The sequence below is a fragment of the Stieleria varia genome, from assembly GCF_038443385.1.
Lineage (GTDB): Bacteria > Planctomycetota > Planctomycetia > Pirellulales > Pirellulaceae > Stieleria > Stieleria varia.
Genome location: NZ_CP151726.1, coordinates 6,230,781 through 6,250,490, shown reverse-complemented (window position 1 = coordinate 6,250,490; position 19,710 = coordinate 6,230,781). Strand labels below are relative to the sequence as shown.

The 19,710-nt window shown below is 57.7% G+C and carries 15 protein-coding genes; 1 reads left to right on the top strand and 14 read right to left on the bottom strand.

What is annotated here, in order from left to right; translation table 11 throughout:
- Positions 1–19 precede the first annotated feature (19 nt).
- The 3 genes from Pla52nx_RS21200 to ccoN are packed head-to-tail and all read right to left on the bottom strand — an operon-like array spanning position 20 to position 3,203.
- A complete protein-coding gene (locus Pla52nx_RS21200) occupies positions 20–658 on the bottom strand; it encodes a cbb3-type cytochrome c oxidase N-terminal domain-containing protein (RefSeq protein ID WP_146520781.1) in 639 nt (212 codons plus the stop codon).
- Positions 655–828: a hypothetical protein gene (locus Pla52nx_RS21195; protein WP_197454692.1), complete on the bottom strand. Its 174-nt coding sequence runs from the start codon at positions 826–828 to the stop codon at positions 655–657. The genes Pla52nx_RS21200 and Pla52nx_RS21195 overlap by 4 nt, the downstream gene beginning before the upstream one ends.
- Positions 825–3,203 (bottom strand): cytochrome-c oxidase, cbb3-type subunit I, encoded by a 2,379-nt coding sequence (gene ccoN, locus Pla52nx_RS21190; protein WP_146520782.1) that lies wholly within the window; start codon positions 3,201–3,203, stop codon positions 825–827. Before ccoN ends, Pla52nx_RS21195 begins: the two co-directional genes overlap by 4 nt.
- Positions 3,204–3,795: 592 nt before the next feature.
- Between ccoN and Pla52nx_RS21185 the strand changes: the two genes are divergently transcribed.
- Positions 3,796–4,053, top strand: coding sequence for a DUF4404 family protein (locus tag Pla52nx_RS21185; RefSeq protein ID WP_146520783.1), 258 nt, complete (start codon positions 3,796–3,798; stop codon positions 4,051–4,053).
- Positions 4,054–4,755: 702 nt separating this feature from the next.
- Here Pla52nx_RS21185 and Pla52nx_RS21180 read toward each other — a convergent pair.
- The 11 genes from Pla52nx_RS21180 to Pla52nx_RS21130 all read right to left on the bottom strand — a co-directional run bounded on the left by Pla52nx_RS21180 (position 4,756) and on the right by Pla52nx_RS21130 (position 19,245).
- Positions 4,756–5,136 (bottom strand): response regulator, encoded by a 381-nt coding sequence (locus Pla52nx_RS21180; protein WP_146520784.1) that lies wholly within the window; start codon positions 5,134–5,136, stop codon positions 4,756–4,758.
- Positions 5,120–6,268, bottom strand: a complete 1,149-nt coding sequence (locus Pla52nx_RS21175; RefSeq protein WP_146521263.1) for a two-component system sensor histidine kinase NtrB — start codon at positions 6,266–6,268, stop codon at positions 5,120–5,122. Before Pla52nx_RS21175 ends, Pla52nx_RS21180 begins: the two co-directional genes overlap by 17 nt.
- A 56-nt stretch (positions 6,269–6,324) precedes the next feature.
- Complete coding sequence (locus Pla52nx_RS21170) at positions 6,325–7,800, bottom strand: ATP-binding protein (protein ID WP_146520785.1); 1,476 nt, start codon at positions 7,798–7,800, stop codon at positions 6,325–6,327.
- A gap of 279 nt (positions 7,801–8,079) precedes the next feature.
- A complete protein-coding gene (locus Pla52nx_RS21165) occupies positions 8,080–10,242 on the bottom strand; it encodes a multiheme c-type cytochrome (protein ID WP_146520786.1) in 2,163 nt (720 codons plus the stop codon).
- A 115-nt stretch (positions 10,243–10,357) separates the two neighbouring features.
- Positions 10,358–11,623, bottom strand: a complete 1,266-nt coding sequence (locus Pla52nx_RS21160) for a DUF1573 domain-containing protein (protein ID WP_146520787.1) — start codon at positions 11,621–11,623, stop codon at positions 10,358–10,360.
- A gap of 95 nt (positions 11,624–11,718) precedes the next feature.
- Positions 11,719–14,121, bottom strand: a complete 2,403-nt coding sequence (locus tag Pla52nx_RS21155) for an O-antigen ligase family protein (protein WP_146520788.1) — start codon at positions 14,119–14,121, stop codon at positions 11,719–11,721.
- Complete coding sequence (locus tag Pla52nx_RS21150) at positions 14,100–15,176, bottom strand: MraY family glycosyltransferase (protein WP_146521264.1); 1,077 nt, start codon at positions 15,174–15,176, stop codon at positions 14,100–14,102. The genes Pla52nx_RS21155 and Pla52nx_RS21150 overlap by 22 nt, the downstream gene beginning before the upstream one ends.
- 115 nt (positions 15,177–15,291) lie before the next feature.
- Complete coding sequence (accC, locus tag Pla52nx_RS21145; RefSeq protein ID WP_146520789.1) at positions 15,292–16,635, bottom strand: acetyl-CoA carboxylase biotin carboxylase subunit; 1,344 nt, start codon at positions 16,633–16,635, stop codon at positions 15,292–15,294.
- Positions 16,636–16,666: 31 nt separating this feature from the next.
- Positions 16,667–17,143: an acetyl-CoA carboxylase biotin carboxyl carrier protein gene (gene accB / locus Pla52nx_RS21140; protein WP_146520790.1), complete on the bottom strand. Its 477-nt coding sequence runs from the start codon at positions 17,141–17,143 to the stop codon at positions 16,667–16,669.
- A 219-nt stretch (positions 17,144–17,362) separates the two neighbouring features.
- Complete coding sequence (locus Pla52nx_RS21135; RefSeq protein WP_146520791.1) at positions 17,363–18,448, bottom strand: M24 family metallopeptidase; 1,086 nt, start codon at positions 18,446–18,448, stop codon at positions 17,363–17,365.
- 20 nt (positions 18,449–18,468) lie between these two features.
- Complete coding sequence (locus tag Pla52nx_RS21130) at positions 18,469–19,245, bottom strand: hypothetical protein (protein WP_146520792.1); 777 nt, start codon at positions 19,243–19,245, stop codon at positions 18,469–18,471.
- Positions 19,246–19,710: the final 465 nt, after the last annotated feature.

The window sequence follows — 19,710 nt, the reverse complement described above, 5'->3', positions numbered from 1 at the left end:
AGGACTCATTCGGAGATGGTCACTTGCCATCATCGGTGTTATCACCAGCCGGATCTGCGTCCGACTCTGCATCTGCATCGGATTCTGCGGGAGCCGCAGGCCAAGGAGCGATGGTTCGACCCTCTGGAGGTCGCCCGCCATCAACATTGGTGCCACGCAAAGTTGCGACGTAGGCCGACACGAGGACGATCTCGTTGGGATGCAATCGGTTTGACCACTTGGGCATCGCACCGTTGCCAGCACCATTGATCAGCACCTTGGCGATGTCTTCCAGGTTGGCCACGTTCTTGTACGCTTCATCCGTCAGGTTCGGCCCCACCTTGCCTTCACCTTCGCGACCGTGGCACGACACGCAATTGGCGCGAAAGACGGCTTGGCCGACTTTGACCCAACTGCCTTTGTTCATGTAACTGGCCAAGGTCGCTTCGTCGGGTTTTAATTCCCCGATTTCCTCAAACTGCTTTCGCGTGTTCTCGGCCAAGGCGACGTTGTAGAGATCTTCGACCGATCGTCCACTGGCACCGCCGTGATAGAACATCCAATAGAACGGGCTGAAGACAATGCTTGCGACAAACAACCACTTCCACCAACCCGGCAACGGATTGTCGAATTCTTCGATGCCATCGTATGCATGATCTGTTTTCGGTGTATCGCTCATCGTGGTTCCTCCACCTCATCACTCAGGGGAATCGCGGCAAATTTGTCGGTTGCGTTGCGGCTCAGTCGCAAGGCACCGTAGAAAATCAAAAAGAACGTTCCGACGAACAAGGCCAACGCCACTTCGGCGCAGATCGAGTAGTCCAGGAAACTGACGATGTCGCGAATCATGCTCCGGCCTCTTGTGTTTCAGCGTCTGGTGTTTCGGGGGTGGGTTGCTCGTCAGTGGACGTTTCCGCAGGCGGGCTATCACCAGCAGGAGCATCCGTCGCCGGTGTTTCTGCTGCCGGTGTTTCGGTGCGATTGAGGTCGACGCCGACTCGCTGCAAGTAAGCGATCAGGGCGATCGCCTGTTTGTTGAAGGTGTTGGGCGGCCCGCCTTGACCGACGATCTCGGCGGCAATTTGTTCTGCTTGACGGAACGCGACCTCCTTGGTCTGGGTCAGTTCTTCTTCCGTGTAAGGGGCACCCAAGAAATGGGCGGCCTCCACGTGCGGGAATATTTTTTCGAACACCAGATCGTCTTCCAGGAGGTGGCGATAGCTGGGCATCACCGACCCCGGCGAGACGACATCGGGGTACTCAAAGTGTTGCCAGTGCCAGTAGCTGCTCTGACGCCCACCTTCGCGTGCCAAGTCGGGACCGATACGACGGCTGCCCCACTGGAACGGTCGGTCGTAAATGAACTCCCCCGGCTTGCTGTATTCGCCGTAACGCTTGGTCTCGGCCACCATCGGCCGGATCATTTGCGAGTGGCAATTGAAGCATCCTTCGGAGACGAAAATGTGTCGCCCTGCCAGTTCCAGCGGCGTGTAGGGCTTGACCGTCGCGATCGTTGGGATGTTCGAGCGAATCAGGAACGTCGGAATGACTTCGAACAGCGTCGCGACGATCACGGCCAACGTCGTCAGGACAGTGAATGTCACGGGCAAGCGTTCCCAACGACGGTGCCAGCCCATCTTGGCAAACACACTGACTTTTTTGGCCAAGTCCAGCACGGGGACATCGTCCAGATCGCTTTTGGGAGCGGGCTCGTCTTTGTATGTCTTGGACAATCGAGGCGCGGTGTGGACCGGCACTTCGTACTTCGCCGGTCGACCCATCCAAGTCATCAGCGCGTTGACGCACATCATGACCACTCCGGCGACGTACAGCAAACCGCCCAATACCCGGAACCACCACAACGGCACGATCGATTGCGTGATCTCGATGAATTCGGGGTATTTGAGGTTGCCCGTGTCGTCCATGGCACGCCACATCAGGCCTTGCATCAGACCTGCTGCGTAGATCGGAATGATGTATGCCAGGATGCCGATCGTTCCGACCCAAAAGTGCCAACTGACAAGCTTGTCGTTCCACATCTTGGTCTGAAAGATTCGCGGCAGCAGCCAGTACAGCATGCCAAAGGTCATGAACCCGTTCCAACCCAACGCACCGGAGTGAACGTGTGCGATCGTCCAGTCCGTGTAGTGGCTCAATGCGTTAACCGATTTGATCGACAGCATCGGCCCTTCAAAAGTCGACATCCCGTAGAACGTCACGCCGACGACGAAGAACTTCAGGACCGGGTCCGCCGCGACCTTGTGCCATGCACCACGCAGCGTCAATAGACCGTTGATCATTCCGCCCCAACTGGGCATCCATAACATCAAACTGAACAACATGCCCAGCGTGCTGGCCCACTCGGGCAGCGCGGTGTAGTGCAAGTGGTGAGGGCCAGCCCAAATGTAGATAAAGACCAGCGACCAAAAGTGAATGATGCTGAGTTTGTAACTGAACACCGGCCGGTCAGCGGCCTTGGGCAAAAAGTAGTACATCAACCCGAGGAACGGCGTCGTCAAAAAGAACGCGACCGCGTTGTGACCGTACCACCATTGCATGAACGCGTCTTGCACACCCGCGTAGACGCTGTATCCCTTGAGCAGTCCTGCGGGGATTACCAAGTTATTGAAGACGTGCAGCACAGCGACCGTCACGATCGTTGCGATGTAAAACCACAAAGCGACGTACATGTGCCGCTCTCGTCGGTTGATCAATGTCATCAAGAAATTGCCACCGAAGATCACCAGCCACACGACGGCGATCAAGATATCGATCGGCCACTCCAGTTCGGCGTACTCACGTCCTTGAGAATACCCCAAGGGCAAAGTGATCGCGGCCAGGACGATGATCAATTGCCAGCCCCAGAAGTGTGCCCGGCTGAGCACGTCACTCCACATCCGGGCTTTGCACAACCGCTGGGTGCTGTAATAGATCGCCGCAAAGATCCCGTTGCCCGCGAAAGCAAAGATCGCAGCATTGGTGTGTAGCGGACGCAGGCGACCGAACGAAATCCAAGGCAGTCCGTTGGTCAGCTCGGGCATCACCAAGATCACCGCAACGATCAAACCCACGAGCGTCGCGACCAAACCCCAGATGATTGTTGCGGTGGCAAACAGGCGGACGATTCCATCGTCATAGCTAAATCTCTCAAGCTCCAACGAGGATTGGGACGGTTCCGATATGTCCCTTGGCTGCGACGGATCATTCGCGGCATGCGTTTCCATGGCTTGTTTTCTGTTTACGATTCAAGTTGAGAAAGAAAAACGATCGAATTGACAAGACGCTGATCGCCTGTCGGCCACCCGGTGGGCCGTCTGCGCTTTACATCTGGTTGCGTACTGCACCCGTTTGGCTCGATTCGGGCTCGATTCCTGGTGCCTGAGAACAAATGCAGTGCCAAACGCAACGACACCTCCAAATTCGTCTTGTCAGCTACCGATTGTGCGCTAATTATGACGATGTTCGCCGTTGACGTGACGCTTTGCCGCACGTGACAAACTCTCCTCCGTGCGATAACGCACTGATGAGCATTTGAGCGTGGGCCACAGTGTCTCAGGCGTGTTATCCTAACACTCGATGGCAGCGGTTGAAACGGCGAGTGTGACATGAACGTTCAAGCTGACGCTTGGATTCAGGAGGACGGGTTCATGTCAGGTCCATGACGGGTTCTTGATGGGGCAACTGCGGTTGTATCCTTGGTGATTCCGGCTGAGACGTCACTTGAGCGTTCCTGTCCGATCACAGACACTGAACCTTGGACGATTGAAATTGCAACCGCAGTCGTCACCCCCACCCCATTTCCTTGGAGCCCCATCGGTGCGAGAAGAACTAGACGAAACCATCGAACTGCTTCGCCAGCAGTTGGCAGCCGCCGATGACATGGATGCAGCCGAAGCCGAGGAGCTGCGGCAATCGCTGGAGGGCATCTCCTCGACTTTGGATCACCACGAAGTCAATTCAGCCACCTTGGCGGAGCGTTTGCAGCAACAGGCCGATGCATTTCAGGAGTCGCATCCCGTGCTGACACAAACGGTCGGCCGACTCGCCGACATGCTCGCTCAGATGGGTATCTAGTGCCAAGGCAGACGGCTGATGAACAGTCCAGGCTAGTGGTGGGCTGATCAAAATTTGGCGTTGACATTGTTTTTTCAGTCCATGTTTTCGTTCCATGCATCGCAATCAAAGTGAGCCTCAGGCGCTAGCCGTGGGCCGGGCACCACAATCCGCCACAGGCCCACGGCTAGCGCCTGAGGCTCACTGAGGCCACCAGCTGCGCCGGCAGTCCATGTTTTCGTTCCATGCATCGCAATCAAAGTGAGCCTCAGGCGCTAGCCGTGGGCCGGCACCACAATCCGCCACAGGCCCACGGCTAGCGCCTGAGGCTCACTGGGGCCACCAGCTGCGCCGGCAGTCCATGTTTTCGTTCCATGCATCGCAATCAAAGTGAGCCTCAGGCGCTAGCCGTGGGCCGGGCACCACAATCCGCCACAGGCCCACGGCTAGCGCCTGAGGCTCACTGGGGCCACCAGCTGCGCCGGCAGTCCATGTTTTCGTTCCATGCATCGCAATCAAAGTGAGCCTCAGGCGCTAGCCGTGGGCCGGGCACCACAATCCGCCACAGGCCCACGGCTAGCGCCTGAGGCTCACTGAGGCCACCACTGCGCCGGCAGTAGGGACATAAACTTGCGCAAACCCAAAAAGACACAACACCAAACTTTGAGCAGTCCAGGATCTTTAACAAGATCCACTACCCTAAAGATAAGTTGTCCCAGACCACTAAATACCCGGCGTCGCACAGCGATCGATCATCGGCAGCAGGCAGGCAAAGTCGACGGGTTTTCTCAGAATGTGCCTCGTGCCCGCATCGATCGCCTGCTGCAAACCTGCGCTCTCCGCATGAGCGGTGATCATGATCGCTGGCACGTCCGGTCTCAGTTTCTTGATTTCGCGATACAGCTCAACGCCGTTCATGCCGGGCATCTTAAAATCCAGCAGCGCGACATCGTATGCCCCCTGCTGAATCAGATTCAATGCAGAGGGCCCGTCGTGGGCGGTGTCCGTGAGGTATCCCAGATCATCCAAGATGTCTTTGATGTTCGCACAGATGTCACGGTCATCATCGACGACCAAAACCCGCCCTTTATCCTGCAACACCATCGCCTATCACTCCAATGGGTAACGTTACGGTGAAAACGGCACCGCTACCGGATTGATTGTCGGCGCTGATTGTACCGCCATTTCGCTGCAAGATGGCTTTGGAAATCGCCAATCCGAGCCCCATTCCGCGAGCTTTGGTGGTGAAAAGCGGCTCCATCACCCGACTCAACAGCTCCGGCGGTATCCCCGGCCCCGTGTCCGAGACCCGCATCGAGACCGTTCGCTCGTCGCTGGTCGCATCCAGAAAGATCGTACCGCCCTTTGGCATCGCGTCCCTGGCGTTTCGGATGAGGTTTCGAAACACGATCGAAAGCTGGTTGGCGTCGACGTGAACCGTAGGCAGATTGCTGGGAATTCTGTCGATCAGTTTGATGTTCACATCCATCGAAATGGTAGCTGCGATCGATGCCACCAACGCATGCACATCGCATCGCCCCACGGTAGGCTCGGGCATCCTGGCCACGTCCGTCAGCGCGGTGATCACGTTATCGATCAAGGTCACCTGTCGATCGATTCGCTCCAGGTGCTCTCGGACCTTTTCTGGGGCCGGTGAGTTTGCATTGAGCAAGTAGTACGCGGAAGTTTTCACCGCGTTGAGTGGATTTCGGATTTCATGCGCGATGCCGCCTGAAACCTGGCCAAGTGTCGCCAACCGTTCTTGCTGCAGCAACTCTGCCTGAGCCGCCCGCAGCTCATCGGTCCGTTGCCGCACCATGCGTTCCAGGTCCTCGTTGAGCATCGTGAGTTCATCTTGAGCCGCTTTCAGGGCGGTGATGTCGCGTATGATCCCTGCGAACAACCGGCCATCCTGGACGGGAATCTCACTGACAGCGAGATGCATCGGAAAGGCCGTCCCGTCTTTTCGTTGCCCGGCTACCTCGCGTCCAATGCCAATGATCTTGGCGACCCCCGTTTGGCAGTAGTTCTGCAAGTACTGGTCGTGTCTCTCGCGGTCAGGAGACGGCATCAACATTTTTACGTTGTTTCCGACCATTTCTTCCTTGCTAAATCCGAACATCGTCACGGTCGCCGGATTCACGGATCGGATGATCCCTTGCTGGTCGATCAGAATGATCGCGTCCACTGCGGTCTCAAGAATTGCCGTCAGCACGGCTTCACCTGCATGCTTCATGTCACTGCTCTCGGCTCTAGATCCCTGTGATGACGGCGGCGGCGATGGTGGCGGCATCAAACGCTGTCCGCTTCGTCGCATTGCGGATCGAGGGGTAATCGGATGATGAAGCAGGCTCCGGCATGATCTTCGTTGGTGGCGGATCCGGCAAGGCTGATGCAACCTTGGTGAGCGTCGATGATGCGATGCACGATCGACATTCCAAGTCCCGTGCCAGTGCTCTTGGTCGTAAAGAACGGCTCAAAGATCTTTTCGCACTGTTCATCGTTCAGCCCTGGCCCATTGTCGGTAACCGAAATCTGGATCAAATCGTGCGGCAATCGTTCGCAACAAACCGAAATTTGGACCGGGTCGGAGCACGCAGCCAAGGCATTCTCGAAAAGGTTTCGATACACCTGTTCAATGCGTGTGGGATCGGCACGGCAAACCACGTCTTCGAAAGTCTCATCAATGTGTAACTCGACCTGCCGCTGCGACCAGGCCGACTCCAGGTGCCGCCACGCACGCATGGCCAACTGGCGAACGTCGCAGGGTTCCAGATGCAAACGGATCGGGGCCGCATACGAACGGACTTCTTCCAACAAAGAATTCAAGTCCGTTGCCGCACGACGCACGGTGTCCAGGTCCCCTTGTGCTTCCGATTCGCCCGGCAGCTCGAGCTGCAACAGGTCCAGCCCGGCATGGATCCTTTGCAACGCATTGCGGCTTTCGTGCGCAAGCGCGGCCATCGTTTGCCCGATCGCAGCCAGTCGCTCGGAACGGGACGCCCGCTCTTGTGCTTCCAGGAAATCCGTCACATCGACACCGACCGCCAAGACCGCAATGGTGACACCCAGCTTGTCCTTGAGCGTCGTGTTGGACCATCGAATCTGACGTTCCTGACCCGAGCGGGTGATGATGGGATTGATGATCCCGCTTCGCTCCAAGCCATCCGCTGTCAGCAAAAACACTTCGCGAATCCGATCGTGATCGCGCACGGGAATGCATGCGTCAAACCAATCTTTACCCTGTAACTCGTCCAAGCTCCAGTCGGCGATGCGTTCGTAGTAGGGGTTGAATCGGATGATCTTTCCCTGCAAGTCCAATACCAACACGACGGCTTCGGCGGTGCTCAAGATCTGATCTGCGAACTGTTGCTCCTGACTCAACTCGTACTCCACTCGGGCGACTTGAGCGATCCGTTCCAGACTGTGACGCAATGCGTCCGGGTTGATCGGCTTTAAGATGTAGTCGGCCGCTCCATGTCGAAACGCCGCGATCGTACTGTCGAGGTCCGCGTAGCCGGTAACCACCACCACATGTGAACTGGGCAGTAAGCTCTTGAGCCGCGGCAAGACCTCGTCTGCCGTACCGTCGGGCAGGTTGCGATCCAAAATGATCACGCCAACCTTCTGGGACCGTGCCAGCTCGCAAGCTTCCTCGGCCGTGCCCACCGCCATGACTCGATGCCCATCTAACTCCAGGATGTCCACCATGTTCATCCGCTCGTCCATGTCGTCTTCTACCACCAAGATGTCGAGTTCATTATGCATGGGTGGCCGAGAGTGCGATGGAGAACAGGGCAGAGGTGGGAATCGCCAGATAGCATTGTCAATACCAAGGTGCAGATTCAACCGGTAGCGACAAGGATGACCTACGAATTCTGAAGGAATTGCGGTTGGCTACGGCGGAAACGGGTTTCGCACACCTTCGTTTGACCCGTAGCCGCAGGCGCAGGCGGAAGCGGCGTTTGACTCTGCGGGGCAAGCCGGTTGATAGCGTCTCCTGCGCCTTCGGCTGCGGGTCAAACAGGGGGGCGTCACTTGAAAAATTTACTTCACGCCGTAGTGTTCGACTTCGGGCCAGTACTCGTCTTCGAATGCACCTTCGTCGTGAAAGTCAGGGCTGTTGTCCAGATCGTGGCATTTCATGCAGTGCTCCTTCGCCTTGTCCAAGGGCAACTGCATCGCCATCCTCAATTCTTTCTTGCGTTCCAAAGAAACGTCCGAGCCCTCGGCTTCGGCTGCCGAGTGGCTGCCGCCTGGGCCATGGCAATTCTCGCAGCCGTTCCCCAACAGATGCTTGGAATTCTCGAGGCTCAAGTATCCGGTTTCGTAGGGGTAGTAGTTTTCCGGATTCCAGCCTGTGACGTGGCAACTGACGCATTCGGGGTCAAAGTGACGCGGGACATCGCCGCGTCCTTCCGGTGGCTTGACGATGTGCGCCGTGGCGTCGAAGTGCGCCGAGCCACTCCATACCGCCATGGCTTCCGTGTGACACTTCCCACACGCCTCCGAGCCGACAAACTTCTCACCCGAAGGATGCGGGATGGGTTTCAAGCCGAGATCGGCAAAACCAACGTCTTGCAATTGACGCTGATAGTCTTTCATGATGCCACGCATCTCGGGAGAATCTTCGAACTCGCTGGTCAAGGCAACGCGAGCGTACTGAAACGGTTTGTTTTCTCGCAAAGAAACCAGCCCGACGTACATGCCTTTATTGCCCGTCAGGATGATTTGCGTCGTTGAGTTCTCGATCGGCTGTGGCTGATACGTCGGTTCGCCGTAGCCGCCCGAAACGATGATCAGGTCATAACCGGGAACCTGCTGCGCCAGCTTCTTTGCCTTTTCTTCAGAGCCAAAGAACGTCATGACTTTGAAATTCGCGCCCTCACTCTGCAGCTTGCCCAAGACTTCCTTGGCCGATTTCTCTGCGTCATTGAGCACGACCTCAGGACTCAGTGGCGCGGTCAATTCGTCCGCATCCAGGATCGTCGTGATGCCGATTTTCCACTTGCCTTTCTCGACAACCTTGTGACTGGGGATCAGCGAGGGATCCAGCAGGACCAAATTACCAGCAACATAGATCGGTTCAGGGGAATCAAGGGCGCTGGCGATCAAATCACCCGGGTTGATTCGCATGTCGTCTGGACCAAAGCCGACCGCTTCGTACTTCATCACCTGCAAGGCTTTGCTTGACCACGAGAACTTGATCGCAGCCTGTTGTCCGATTCGGCGGATCTGATTGCCGGCATCAATGGGCACGAGATCCCATTCTTTGGTTCTCAACTGGGTCATGAAGGTATGGCGTCTGGCAACGCCACCCTTTTGTTTGTCCAATCCGGTGCAGCCGCACGGCTCGATGTACCCGTGTTGGTTGCCGGTGACGAACAAGGCCACATCGGGTTTTTCCCAAGTCTGGTAGTCGTCTGGTTCCTTCTTGACGCCGGCGAGCCCTGCGATGCCGAATTCATTGTCGACATCATCCACAGGGACTGTCCCCGGAGTCATCTTTGGGTTGGGCGGCGTGTTGGCTGGTTGAGACGGCGCGCCCTTGGCGGGCTCGGGCTCGGAGGCGATGCGAGTGATCGGCCCATTCATCTTGCGTTCTGGGATCCCCAGAGGCGTCGGGATCACTTCCGCTTTGACCTCCGGCTGCGCACGTGGCGTGGGGATGATCTCAACGGGACCCAGATCGGACGACGATGGCCCAACGCCTGCGTCCTCTGCAGCGGCAGGTCCACCGACCCCCGCATCCTCTGCCGCTTCATCTTCGTCCGCGCCCTCGGGCAATGGCGGCAGGCCGTTTTTTTGGATCAACTCAATCGCCTGAACGAGTTGGTCGGAGCGGTCCGATGCGAACTCGGCGTGGAGTCGCTCCAGGCTCCAAGCCCTGTGACGATCAAACGAATTGTCCAACCCGATGCGTTTGACCACGGTCGGAGCGGTGATCTGCGACGGATCGACCTTTGCCGAAAATGAACCTGCAGCATCGTGTGTGCTGCCGAAATCGCTCGGAGCGACAAATCCATCGGGCAGCGGACTGGAGAGACTTGGCCTCGCCACGACGTGGGGCGATAGCAAACGCGCGGCCGTCACATCGGAATCGCTTGGTTGGTCCGACTGCGATGTGCAACCTGTCAGGGTCAGCAATAGTCCCGCCCATGCGATGACAACACGTCCACACAACACGCAAGCGTTTTGCAGAGCCGACATCGAAAATTCAGGCGCTCCAGGCGCTCGTGGTTCAGTGTTGTGGACGAACTGGTTCAAAATCACACCGCGATCCGTTGAGTGCCACCGCACGCTGGTCAGCTCGCGGGTGGCTAGGCTATGGCCTCGGCTGGGCGGCAACCTTTACCGCCAGCTTCATTCGGCTAACTTTGGGATTATCGGACTCGATCCAGACCCAACCGTACTCGTCCTTGTTTTTCCCTGAAAGCTCAATCGGCTTTTCACCCACGATAACTTCCAGCGTCAGCGGGTACATCTTCATAGACCCCCTGCCGATCGGATCGCCCAATTTTGCCTGGATCACGTCATCGGGATAACTTTCCCCAATGGTAAGGTTAGTGGCGTCCTTCTCGCTACCCTTTAACACCACAAACGATTTGCCAATCGTGGAGTCTTCTGGGCCGAGCTTGCCGAAGTCGAAGACATAACCGCCACCGCTGACGGACTTGACCTTCTGGCCTTCCAGCATACTGAGGGAGCCAATGACCCGTCCGGCAGCGGACGCGGTAAAGTAGTACTTGTCACCTTTTTCCTTGGTCGATTCCTCGGTTGAGATGACGTCGCCGTTTTCGTCAAGCTTCTGGAATCCGAACAAGAAATTGGTGCTGACGGCACCCTGCCGCATGCCCGATCCCACCTTTGCTTTGATGGCAAAACCTTGTTTCGCCGACTTGTGGACCCCGTCGGCTTCGCTGGGTTCAAACTCCGTGACTTCGAACTGCGTCAATTTCGTTAGCTCTTCGCTGGCAAACGCCTGCGAATCCGGGACGATTTTCTCATCCATGTAGCTGTAAATCTTGAAATCAAACTCAAACGGATCGCCCGAGGCCACCGAACCAAAGGTCAGTTCGCGAGGTTCGATTTCCATTTCACGCAGGACAAGGCCACTGATTTTGAAGTCGATCGCGGGCCGCATCGGGTCGTTGGTCCGCACCTGAGCGGACTGCTCAAACGTCGTTTTCCCTGCACTGACGTTCCATTCCAGCTCGATGTCGGTCGTCTCGCCGGGGGCCAGAGAACTGTTGGCAAGTTTTCCCAGCGTGCATTTGCAGGTCGTCGCTCCCAGCTCCAGTGTCAGCGGCTCTCCGCCGACATTCTTGACCGTGAAGGTGTGATTTCCCTTGGTACCCGGAGCCATCGCACCGAAATCAAATGTCGGGTCATTAAGCATTTCGACTTTGGCGAGCGACGTGGAGTAGCCCTTGGCCACTTCCGCCATCACATTCTTGCCGTTGATGGTTCCGTCCATCGTGATGGCACCGAGACGCCCTTCGCGGGAACCGTAGCGGTTGTAGTTGTACGCCCAGGCGGAAACGGAGCCCGTGACCACCGCCAGTCCGATTAGTAACCAGTAAAACTTCACTATCGACACCGAATTAGAGCAAACGAGTGGAAAGGATGAATGGACGGTTGGCCCCTTCAGAGCGGCAACGGAATCGCGGGGACCGGTTCCGATCCCTACTTTACGGCCATTCCCGACAGTTGGTTCGCCAAGACTTCGCTTGCTGGCCGTCGAACTGCCTCCTGACCGGCAGGGCCCCCCAAGTGCTGCACGACAAAAATGAATTGGCGCTGCAGGTCACGCACCACGTCACCCGACAAATCCGCTAATTCTTGGGCCCGACGGGCCAATTCACGAGACCGATCCAGGTTTCCCGTCGCCGCCTCGATGGCCGCCAATTGGGCCAGTAGTCCCTGGTCGGACGGTGAATGCTCGATTGCCTGCTCAAAGAATTGCTGGGCAAGCTCCAGATCCTCGTTCCGCCCCCAACGCTGATACACGTGCAACGTTTGGCCACCCAAAGTCCGATAGACGGAGATGTCCCGCCCCGCGCGATCACGAACACTTCGTATAGCGGCTAGCCACTGTTGGCGGTTTGACGCAGTGTCACTCTGGATCACTTGCCAGCTCGTTTGGCTGGCCAGCCACATCGGTGCCCGAACAGCCCACGGGTCCGCGTCGATGGCATCCTGGATCGCGTCCAGGACTGCGGACTCCGAGGAATCCGAACGCGAGGACTCGACGACCCGCTCGGCTTTCATCATCGCCAACTCCGCGTCCATCACAGGTCCGAGTGAAATGAACCGCATCAGTACCAGCAATGCCAGTCCGGAGGCCACGCCGATCGCCGCCCTGGTCATCCGCGACCGCGAATCCGGCGGCAACTCATCATCGGTTCCAACTTCGGCGATTGTCTGTGAATCAGCCGTCACGGATGCCGCCAACAACCACACGAACATGGCGACGCCGGGCACGGTCCATCCACCGGCGGCCGACAGATGAATCAAAGCGCAGAGCCCGGCAACGGCGTTGAGAATGTCCAACGTCGCGTCATTCATCTCGCTTGCTCGTCGATTCAATGCCCACGCGACTGCGATGGCGATGGGAACAGCGATCATGTGAGACGCACCATCAGGCATTCGATTGATCAACGCTCCCAAGATCCAGATCATGGAGAGTGACAATCCTGCGCCCAACCAAAACGCGTCGGTTTTCACGTACGGGGGGGCGATCGCGGGTGGATGGGACTCGTGACCTCGTCCACCACGGGGACTGGGGGGGCGTTTGACTACGGCAACAGCAATGCTAACCGACAAGACGATCAAGATTCCGACCGCAACGAAACCGCCCGATGCCAGTGTTTCGAAAACAAAGTTGTGCGGATCGGCAGGCTGCTCACTGAATCCCGGCGTCCGATACCGCTGATACAGAGACTGAAATCCACCCGGTCCCGCGCCGAAGACCGGATGTTGCCACGCCATCGCCAAGGTTGCTCGCCAGTATTGCAGCCGAAAGGCGAGCGACGCTGGTGCTTGTTCGACCCATTCCTTGCGCCCGAATAACAGTACCGCGACGGTGATCAGACTCATCACGCCAGCCCCAACTCCCGCAAGTGCAAATGATCGTCGCAACGATCGTCTCGCTGTTCGCTCGGTGGATTCCTGCCGTGATGGATCGCGGCACAGCAGCAGCACTGCAACCGCGCCCACTGCAAACGCAAGAAATGCGGATCGACTGCTGGAGAGCAGCAGCCCCAAAAAGCACGATGCGAAAACTGCGACTGAGAAACTTTTCTGCAAAACACAATTGTGTCGCCACCGATTGACCATCCAACCCAACGACAGCACGCAACCGATCAGCACGACGCACGCCATCGAATTGGCCAACGCGTAGGTCGCGGTCGGCCCGCCATCGAACAATCGATTTTCAAAGATCATTCGTTCGGCGGAACCCAGCGGTGCTGACAAGCCCAGCATCCTGAGCGTGCCATCGGGATCCGCGAGGTAATCTGCTCGGCTTTGCGGCAAACTGATCACCTGCTGATACAAAGCCAAGATCGCTGTCGCGACAGCGATCGAAATCATCAGGCTCCACGCTGCGCGACGGATGCCGATATCGGCCAGCCAGTAGCGAGCCGATGTAAAAACGGCAGCCGCGGAAACCCAAAGCCACGCTTCGTTGGTTGCCGCCCTCAGGTTCCCCGGGGGACAAGTCGCCCAAGCCGCAACGGCCATCCAGATCGCTAACGCCCAAGTCGCTCCATCAATCCAATGCGTTGATCTGCGATTGCTTGGATCAACGAGTTCACCATTCCAACCGCGAATGCCCCAAGTCAGCGTCAATAGGGCCAGCGACAAAACGCCGAACCACAACGCCGCCCCCGTTTCGACTTCGGTGCTGTCGCTGGGTGAGTACCAACCATAGACCACGATCCCGGCGAGCAAAGCGATCGCGACGTTTGGCAAACTCAACAGTGATCGCGGCGAATCTGACACGGCGGACGCTTCGTTGGAAACGGGTTCATGTTGAACGCTTGCGGCTCGATCGGCTCGTGGTTTCAGTTTTCGTTTTTTCGCCATCCGGTCGACTCCAAAATGACGACCAGCATCAACATGCAAGCGACAATCCCCAGGACCGCGACCGCTTGCAACACCGACACATGCGCGAGCAAGACGGCTGCCAAACCACACGTGCCGGTCACCAGATGGATCGTCATCACGGCTTGGGCGCGACTGAGCCCCAGGTCGACCAAGCGATGCGAAAAGTGGCTGCGGTCACCCACAAAGATACTGCGTCCTTCGCGGATCCGGATCCACAACACGGTGGTCATATCGTACAGCGGAATGGCCATCGCACAGACCGGTGCCAGAACAGCATGCGGCCTGGGTGTACTGGCAAAGGTTGCCATCAACATCGCAACGGCGATCAAAAAGCCAACCAGATAGCTGCCACCATCCCCCATGAAGATCTTGGCCGGTGGTCGATTGTGCCAAAGAAATCCCAGCAACGCGCCACACACCACCAACAACAGTGACGCGACCAAGAACTGTGGCTGCGCGGTGCCCGGACTCGGTGTCGTCAACATCACGGCCGCCATCGATGTGGCGATGATTGCGGCCACACCGCCGCTCAGCCCGTCCATGTTATCCAGCATGTTGAACGAATTGATCACCGCAACGATCCACAACACGGACATCACGTGTGTCAACCACGGCAACCCGATGTATGCGGTCAGGCTAAAACCGAGGACCAAGACCACGAACGCTGCCACCGCAAACTCGACCACCAAGCGAATCATCACGGGGGCGCCGCGTCTGTCGTCCCAAATCCCCAACGCGAACAACACAGTGGCCGCGCCCATCAGCCCCCACAGCGTGCCACATCGCTGCCAAATGCCATCCAGATAAGGCGTGATCGTTTCCGGCATATGAGACTGCAGGTCTGGCGACTGCCTGACCACCATCAATGCGATGGTTCCAGCGGCGAAGGTCCCGATGATCCCCAGCCAAATTCCGATGCCTCCGCCGACGGGAGTGCTGCCGGAGTGTGTGCTATGGCCGCCTTCGTTGGCCACCAGTCCCAGCCGAAACGCGAACCGTCGTACCGGATACAGGCTGATCCAACTGATCAGCATCGGCGGCAACACGGTCACCGCAATCAACCATCCGATAAACGACGGATTCAAAAGATCCCATTCCTCGTAGAGCGTAGAAAAGCCAGTCCGATTACGCCACGAGCGTCAAATTGGTTCAACGAGTGAATTCGCGTTCGACGAATTTGGTGTCGTGCGTGCCGGCGACAAACTCCGGATGCTGCAGGACTTGGTCATGAAACGACGCCGTGGTGGTGACGCCGGTGCTGCGGATCTCTTTCAACGCCCGTCGCATCGTCGCGATCGCCTCGTCCCGCGTTTTGCAGTGAACGATTAGCTTGCCGATCATCGAGTCGTAGTACGGTGGCACCGTGTAGCCGCCATAAACGTGCGAATCGAACCGGACGCCGAATCCGCCTGGAGCGTAGAACTCTTGGATCTTGCCCGGGCACGGCATGAAATTTCGATCCGGGTTCTCGGCGTTGATCCGGCACTCAATCGCGTGGCCGGTGCATTGCAAGTCCGACTGGCTGAACGACAAGGGCAGCCCCGAGGCGACCCGAATCTGTTCTTTGATCAAGTCCACACCGGTGATCATTTCGGTGACCGGGTGTTCCACCTGAATCCGCGCGTTGACTTCGATGAAAAAGAAATCATTGTTTGCATCAACGATGAACTCGACCGTACCGGCGTTGGAGTAATTCGCGCCGCGGATCATCCTGACCGCCGCATCGCAGATCGCCTGCCGACGTTCTTCGGGCAAGTTCGGACTGGGGGCTTCTTCGATCAGTTTCTGATGCCGACGTTGAACGCTGCAATCGCGTTCGAACAAATGGCAAACATTGCCGTGTGTGTCCGCGATCACTTGGACTTCGATATGCCGCGGTGAGGTGACGTAACGTTCCAAGTACACCCCGCCATTGCCAAATGCGGCTTCGGCCTCCGTGCGTGCTTGCTGCACCGAAGTAAGCAGCGACTCCTCGTCTTCAGCCACCCGCATGCCTTTGCCACCGCCACCCGCGGTCGCTTTGATCAAAACCGGATAACCGATCTGACGAGCCGTTGCCAACGCCGTCGCGTCGTCTTCGATCAAGCCATCGCTGCCGGGCACGACTGGAACGTTGTTGGCGATCGCCATCGATCGGGCCGTATTCTTGTCGCCCAACTGTTCCATCGCCGTGGGGCTGGGACCGATGAACTCAAAGCCACTGGACCGACAGACTTCGTTGAAATGAGCGTTCTCGGCCAAGAAGCCGTAGCCGGGGTGGATCGCGTCGACATCGCCGACTTCCGCAGCCGCGATGATCTGATCGATCTTCAGGTAACTCTCCGAACTCTTGGGGCCGCCCACACAGTAGGCTTCGTCGGCCAATTGGACGTGCATCGAGCCCGCGTCGGCGGTGCTGTACACCGCGACGGTGCCGATGCCCATCTCTCGGGCGGCGCGGATGATCCGCAGTGCGATTTCGCCACGATTGGCGATCAAGATTTTTTGGAACACAGATTCGCTTCGTCAATCGGGTCGAGTGGGTTCACGCGTTGGGTGCAATGCGGAACATGGGCTTGCCAAAGTCAACGGCCTGCTGGTCCTGGATCAAGACTTCGACGACTTTGCCGCTGCACTCGGCGGGAATCTCATTGAACACCTTCATCGCCTCGACGATGCAGACGATCGTGTCCGGCGTCACCGTCTGGCCGACTTGCACGAACGGCTCGGCATCGGGATTGGCTCGAGAATAAAACGTTCCGATCATCGGCGCGTTGATCGTGATCGTGTTGTCGGGAACAGCCGGCGCGGCCGCGGGTGCCGCTGCGGGGGCGAAGGCTGGTTGCGCCGCGGCCGGTGCTGCGGCATAGACCGGGGCCACGCCGCCGCGATTGAGCTTGATTCGATCGTCACCCTGCTGCAGGTCGACTTCCACCAACTCGTGCTGTTCCATCAGCCGTACGATTTCACGAATGCGTTCAATGTCGAATACGCTTTCGCCCGCGTGCTTGCCTTTGCTCATGCTTGACTGCTCATCGAAAATATTTTGTGTCTGACGGTCGTGCGTTGGCCACCGCGATCATCCAGCAATGGTCGCCCAAACCGCCGTCGCGTCCGTGTTGACGCAAATTGGTGGTGAATGTCTCAGGTTATTCGGAATCGTGACCCTTGCCGAGACGCCACCCGGATGGGCGGTTTGTTCTGCTGCAAGCCTACGGTGCGGATTCAGAATGTGGAGGTTTTACAGAATTAGCTGACAATCATCGAGGCCCTTTGGCAAGGTGCTCAAAACCTCGTGCCCTGTTTCGGTCACCAGCACGTCGTCTTCGATGCGAATCCCAAAATCGCCTTCAAAGTAAACACCGGGCTCAACCGTGATGACCATCCCGACCGCCAAATTCTCCGTGCTGACGGCCGACATGCGGGGCGCCTCGTGGATTTGCAGCCCCACTCCGTGCCCAAGCCCGTGGACAAAATAGTCGCCCAAGCCCGCGTTCTTCAGCACATCGCGGGCCGCCGTGTCGACGTCTTGTGCAGCGACACCGGGCCTGATTTTGTCGATCGCCGCCAGTTGAGCGTCCAGAACCGCCAAATAGGCCGACCGAAATTTTTCCGACGCGTCAGGGCGATGCAGCGTCCGAGTCATGTCGCTGGCGTACCCGCCATAAAAAGTCCCCCAGTCGACCAGCAGGGTCGGGTAATCGCCGATGGCCACGTTTCCGGGACGGTAGTGAGGGAGGGCTCCGTTGGGACCTGCGCCCACGATCGGCTGAAAGCTAACTCCCTGCCCTCCCAAGAACCGCATGGTCGCTTCCAACTCAAACGCGATCTCGCGCTCGGTCCACTCCGGTCGAAATTTTGCCACCACGGACTGGTAGGCACGCTGGTTGATGTCCACCGCCCGCCGCAAGGTCTCGATCTCCCTCGCGTCCTTGATCATCCGCAAGCCTTCGACCGCCGACTCGACAGGCTGCCAATTCGTTTCAGGGCATTTCTCTGTCAGCGAAGACATCATCGCAACACTGATGTGCTGAGATTCGATTCCGATCCGAGCGTCGGGCAACTCGCCAACACCCTCTCGCACCATCTCAACCATTTGCTGGCTGGGCGTGCGGATCACGCATTTCAACGTGGGGCACTCGCTGGCAATCTGAGTGCGATAGCGACCGTCACTGAAAATCGTGGCGGAGCCCTCCGTGATCAACAACCATGAGCTATCGCCGGTAAAGCCGCTCAAGTAGCCCACGTTGATTTCATTGGAAACCAACATCGCATCGATCTTCAAATCCTGAAAACGGTCACGCAGGCGATTGATTCGTTCAGTCACAAACTGGCTTTCAAAAAGCGTTAATGGGGATGAGGCGATGGATCACGATCATGATGATGTTGGTCGACGTGGACGTGCAAGTCGGCATGATTCTGAAACAACCACTCCCAGCCGTCTGGCGTCACATCGCTGTCGTCCAAATACAGCGACTGCAGCTTCGGCAACGCTGCGATCTGTTTGAGCCCCTCGTCGTCGATCGGCACGCCGATCAAATGCACGCTGCGAAGTGATCCAATCGACGCGACCGCAGCGGCCGTTTCTCGCGTCAAAGCGTCCGAACCGAGTCGCAGTTGCCGCAAATCGGGCAATGCCGCAAGCGTCGCGACTCCCTCCGGCGTGCACACCGCATCGGGCAAGTTCAGGATCATCAGGGAAGAACACTCGGCAAGCCGCTTGAATCCCACATCGGAGATCGGCGATTTTCTCAACCGCAGATGCCGCAAAGCCGGCAGGTCCGCGATCGCATCGACACCGTCATCGGTAATGACGCCTTCGTCGATGATCACTGTCTCGACAAACCCAAACCCATCACGCAGCGACTGGACCGACGTGTCGTCGATCGCAAAGTTTGACACCTGCAACGTTTCCGCGGACTCGTCGGCAACGCGATTCAAGACCGCCTGCCAAGTGACCTCCACCGGCTCGCTCTCCGTGCGGACGTCGGCCGACGGAGTGTTGTCAGTACCCGATTCATTGGGGCTACTCCAGATCCGCAGCATGCCAATGGCGGCGCCCAAGCCGACTCCGATGAACAGATACAGCAAATAGCGAGACGAATGTGTGGCGGGGCGAGACATGAGACTACTGTAACAAAAGAACACCTGTACGTCAGCCTTTCTCGGCGGACGCTAGCCTAGACAAGTCAATCATAGACGTCTGGGAGGCGTTCTTGATGAGCCTGGACTTGGGTTGCCAAGAATTGGGGTTTGCGACAGGAGCTCACTCCGCCGGTTTCTGTCACCTCCCTCAACGTAGCTGGGGAAAATGACAAGGCGCGGATCGTGCTACGCCCTGAAAGGGCCTGAACATGAAAGCCCAGGGCAAAGCGAAGCGACGCCCTGGGGTGAATGGTTGTAGTCTCTATTTCACCCTGACAGGGTGAGACAATCACGTCTCAAAATTTGGGGTTGGCATTGTTTTTTCAGTCCATGTTTTCGTTCCATGCATCGCAATCAAAGTGAGCCTCAGGCGCTAGCCGTGGGCCGGCACCACAATCCGCCTCAGGCCCACGGCTAGCGCCTGAGGCTCACTGGGGCGGCCAG

Coding starts and splice junctions, on each gene's coding strand:
- ccoN (WP_146520782.1), bottom strand. CDS start 3,203: ATGGAAACGCATGCCGCGAATGATCCGTCGCAGCCAAGGGACATATCG.
- Pla52nx_RS21170 (WP_146520785.1), bottom strand. CDS start 7,800: ATGCATAATGAACTCGACATCTTGGTGGTAGAAGACGACATGGACGAG.
- Pla52nx_RS21200 (WP_146520781.1), bottom strand. CDS start 658: ATGAGCGATACACCGAAAACAGATCATGCATACGATGGCATCGAAGAA.
- Pla52nx_RS21155 (WP_146520788.1), bottom strand. CDS start 14,121: ATGGCGAAAAAACGAAAACTGAAACCACGAGCCGATCGAGCCGCAAGC.
- Pla52nx_RS21175 (WP_146521263.1), bottom strand. CDS start 6,268: ATGAAGCATGCAGGTGAAGCCGTGCTGACGGCAATTCTTGAGACCGCA.
- Pla52nx_RS21150 (WP_146521264.1), bottom strand. CDS start 15,176: ATGCTGATCAGTTGGATCAGCCTGTATCCGGTACGACGGTTCGCGTTT.
- accB (WP_146520790.1), bottom strand. CDS start 17,143: ATGAGCAAAGGCAAGCACGCGGGCGAAAGCGTATTCGACATTGAACGC.
- Pla52nx_RS21165 (WP_146520786.1), bottom strand. CDS start 10,242: ATGTCGGCTCTGCAAAACGCTTGCGTGTTGTGTGGACGTGTTGTCATC.
- Pla52nx_RS21195 (WP_197454692.1), bottom strand. CDS start 828: ATGATTCGCGACATCGTCAGTTTCCTGGACTACTCGATCTGCGCCGAA.
- Pla52nx_RS21180 (WP_146520784.1), bottom strand. CDS start 5,136: ATGGTGTTGCAGGATAAAGGGCGGGTTTTGGTCGTCGATGATGACCGT.
- Pla52nx_RS21130 (WP_146520792.1), bottom strand. CDS start 19,245: ATGTCTCGCCCCGCCACACATTCGTCTCGCTATTTGCTGTATCTGTTC.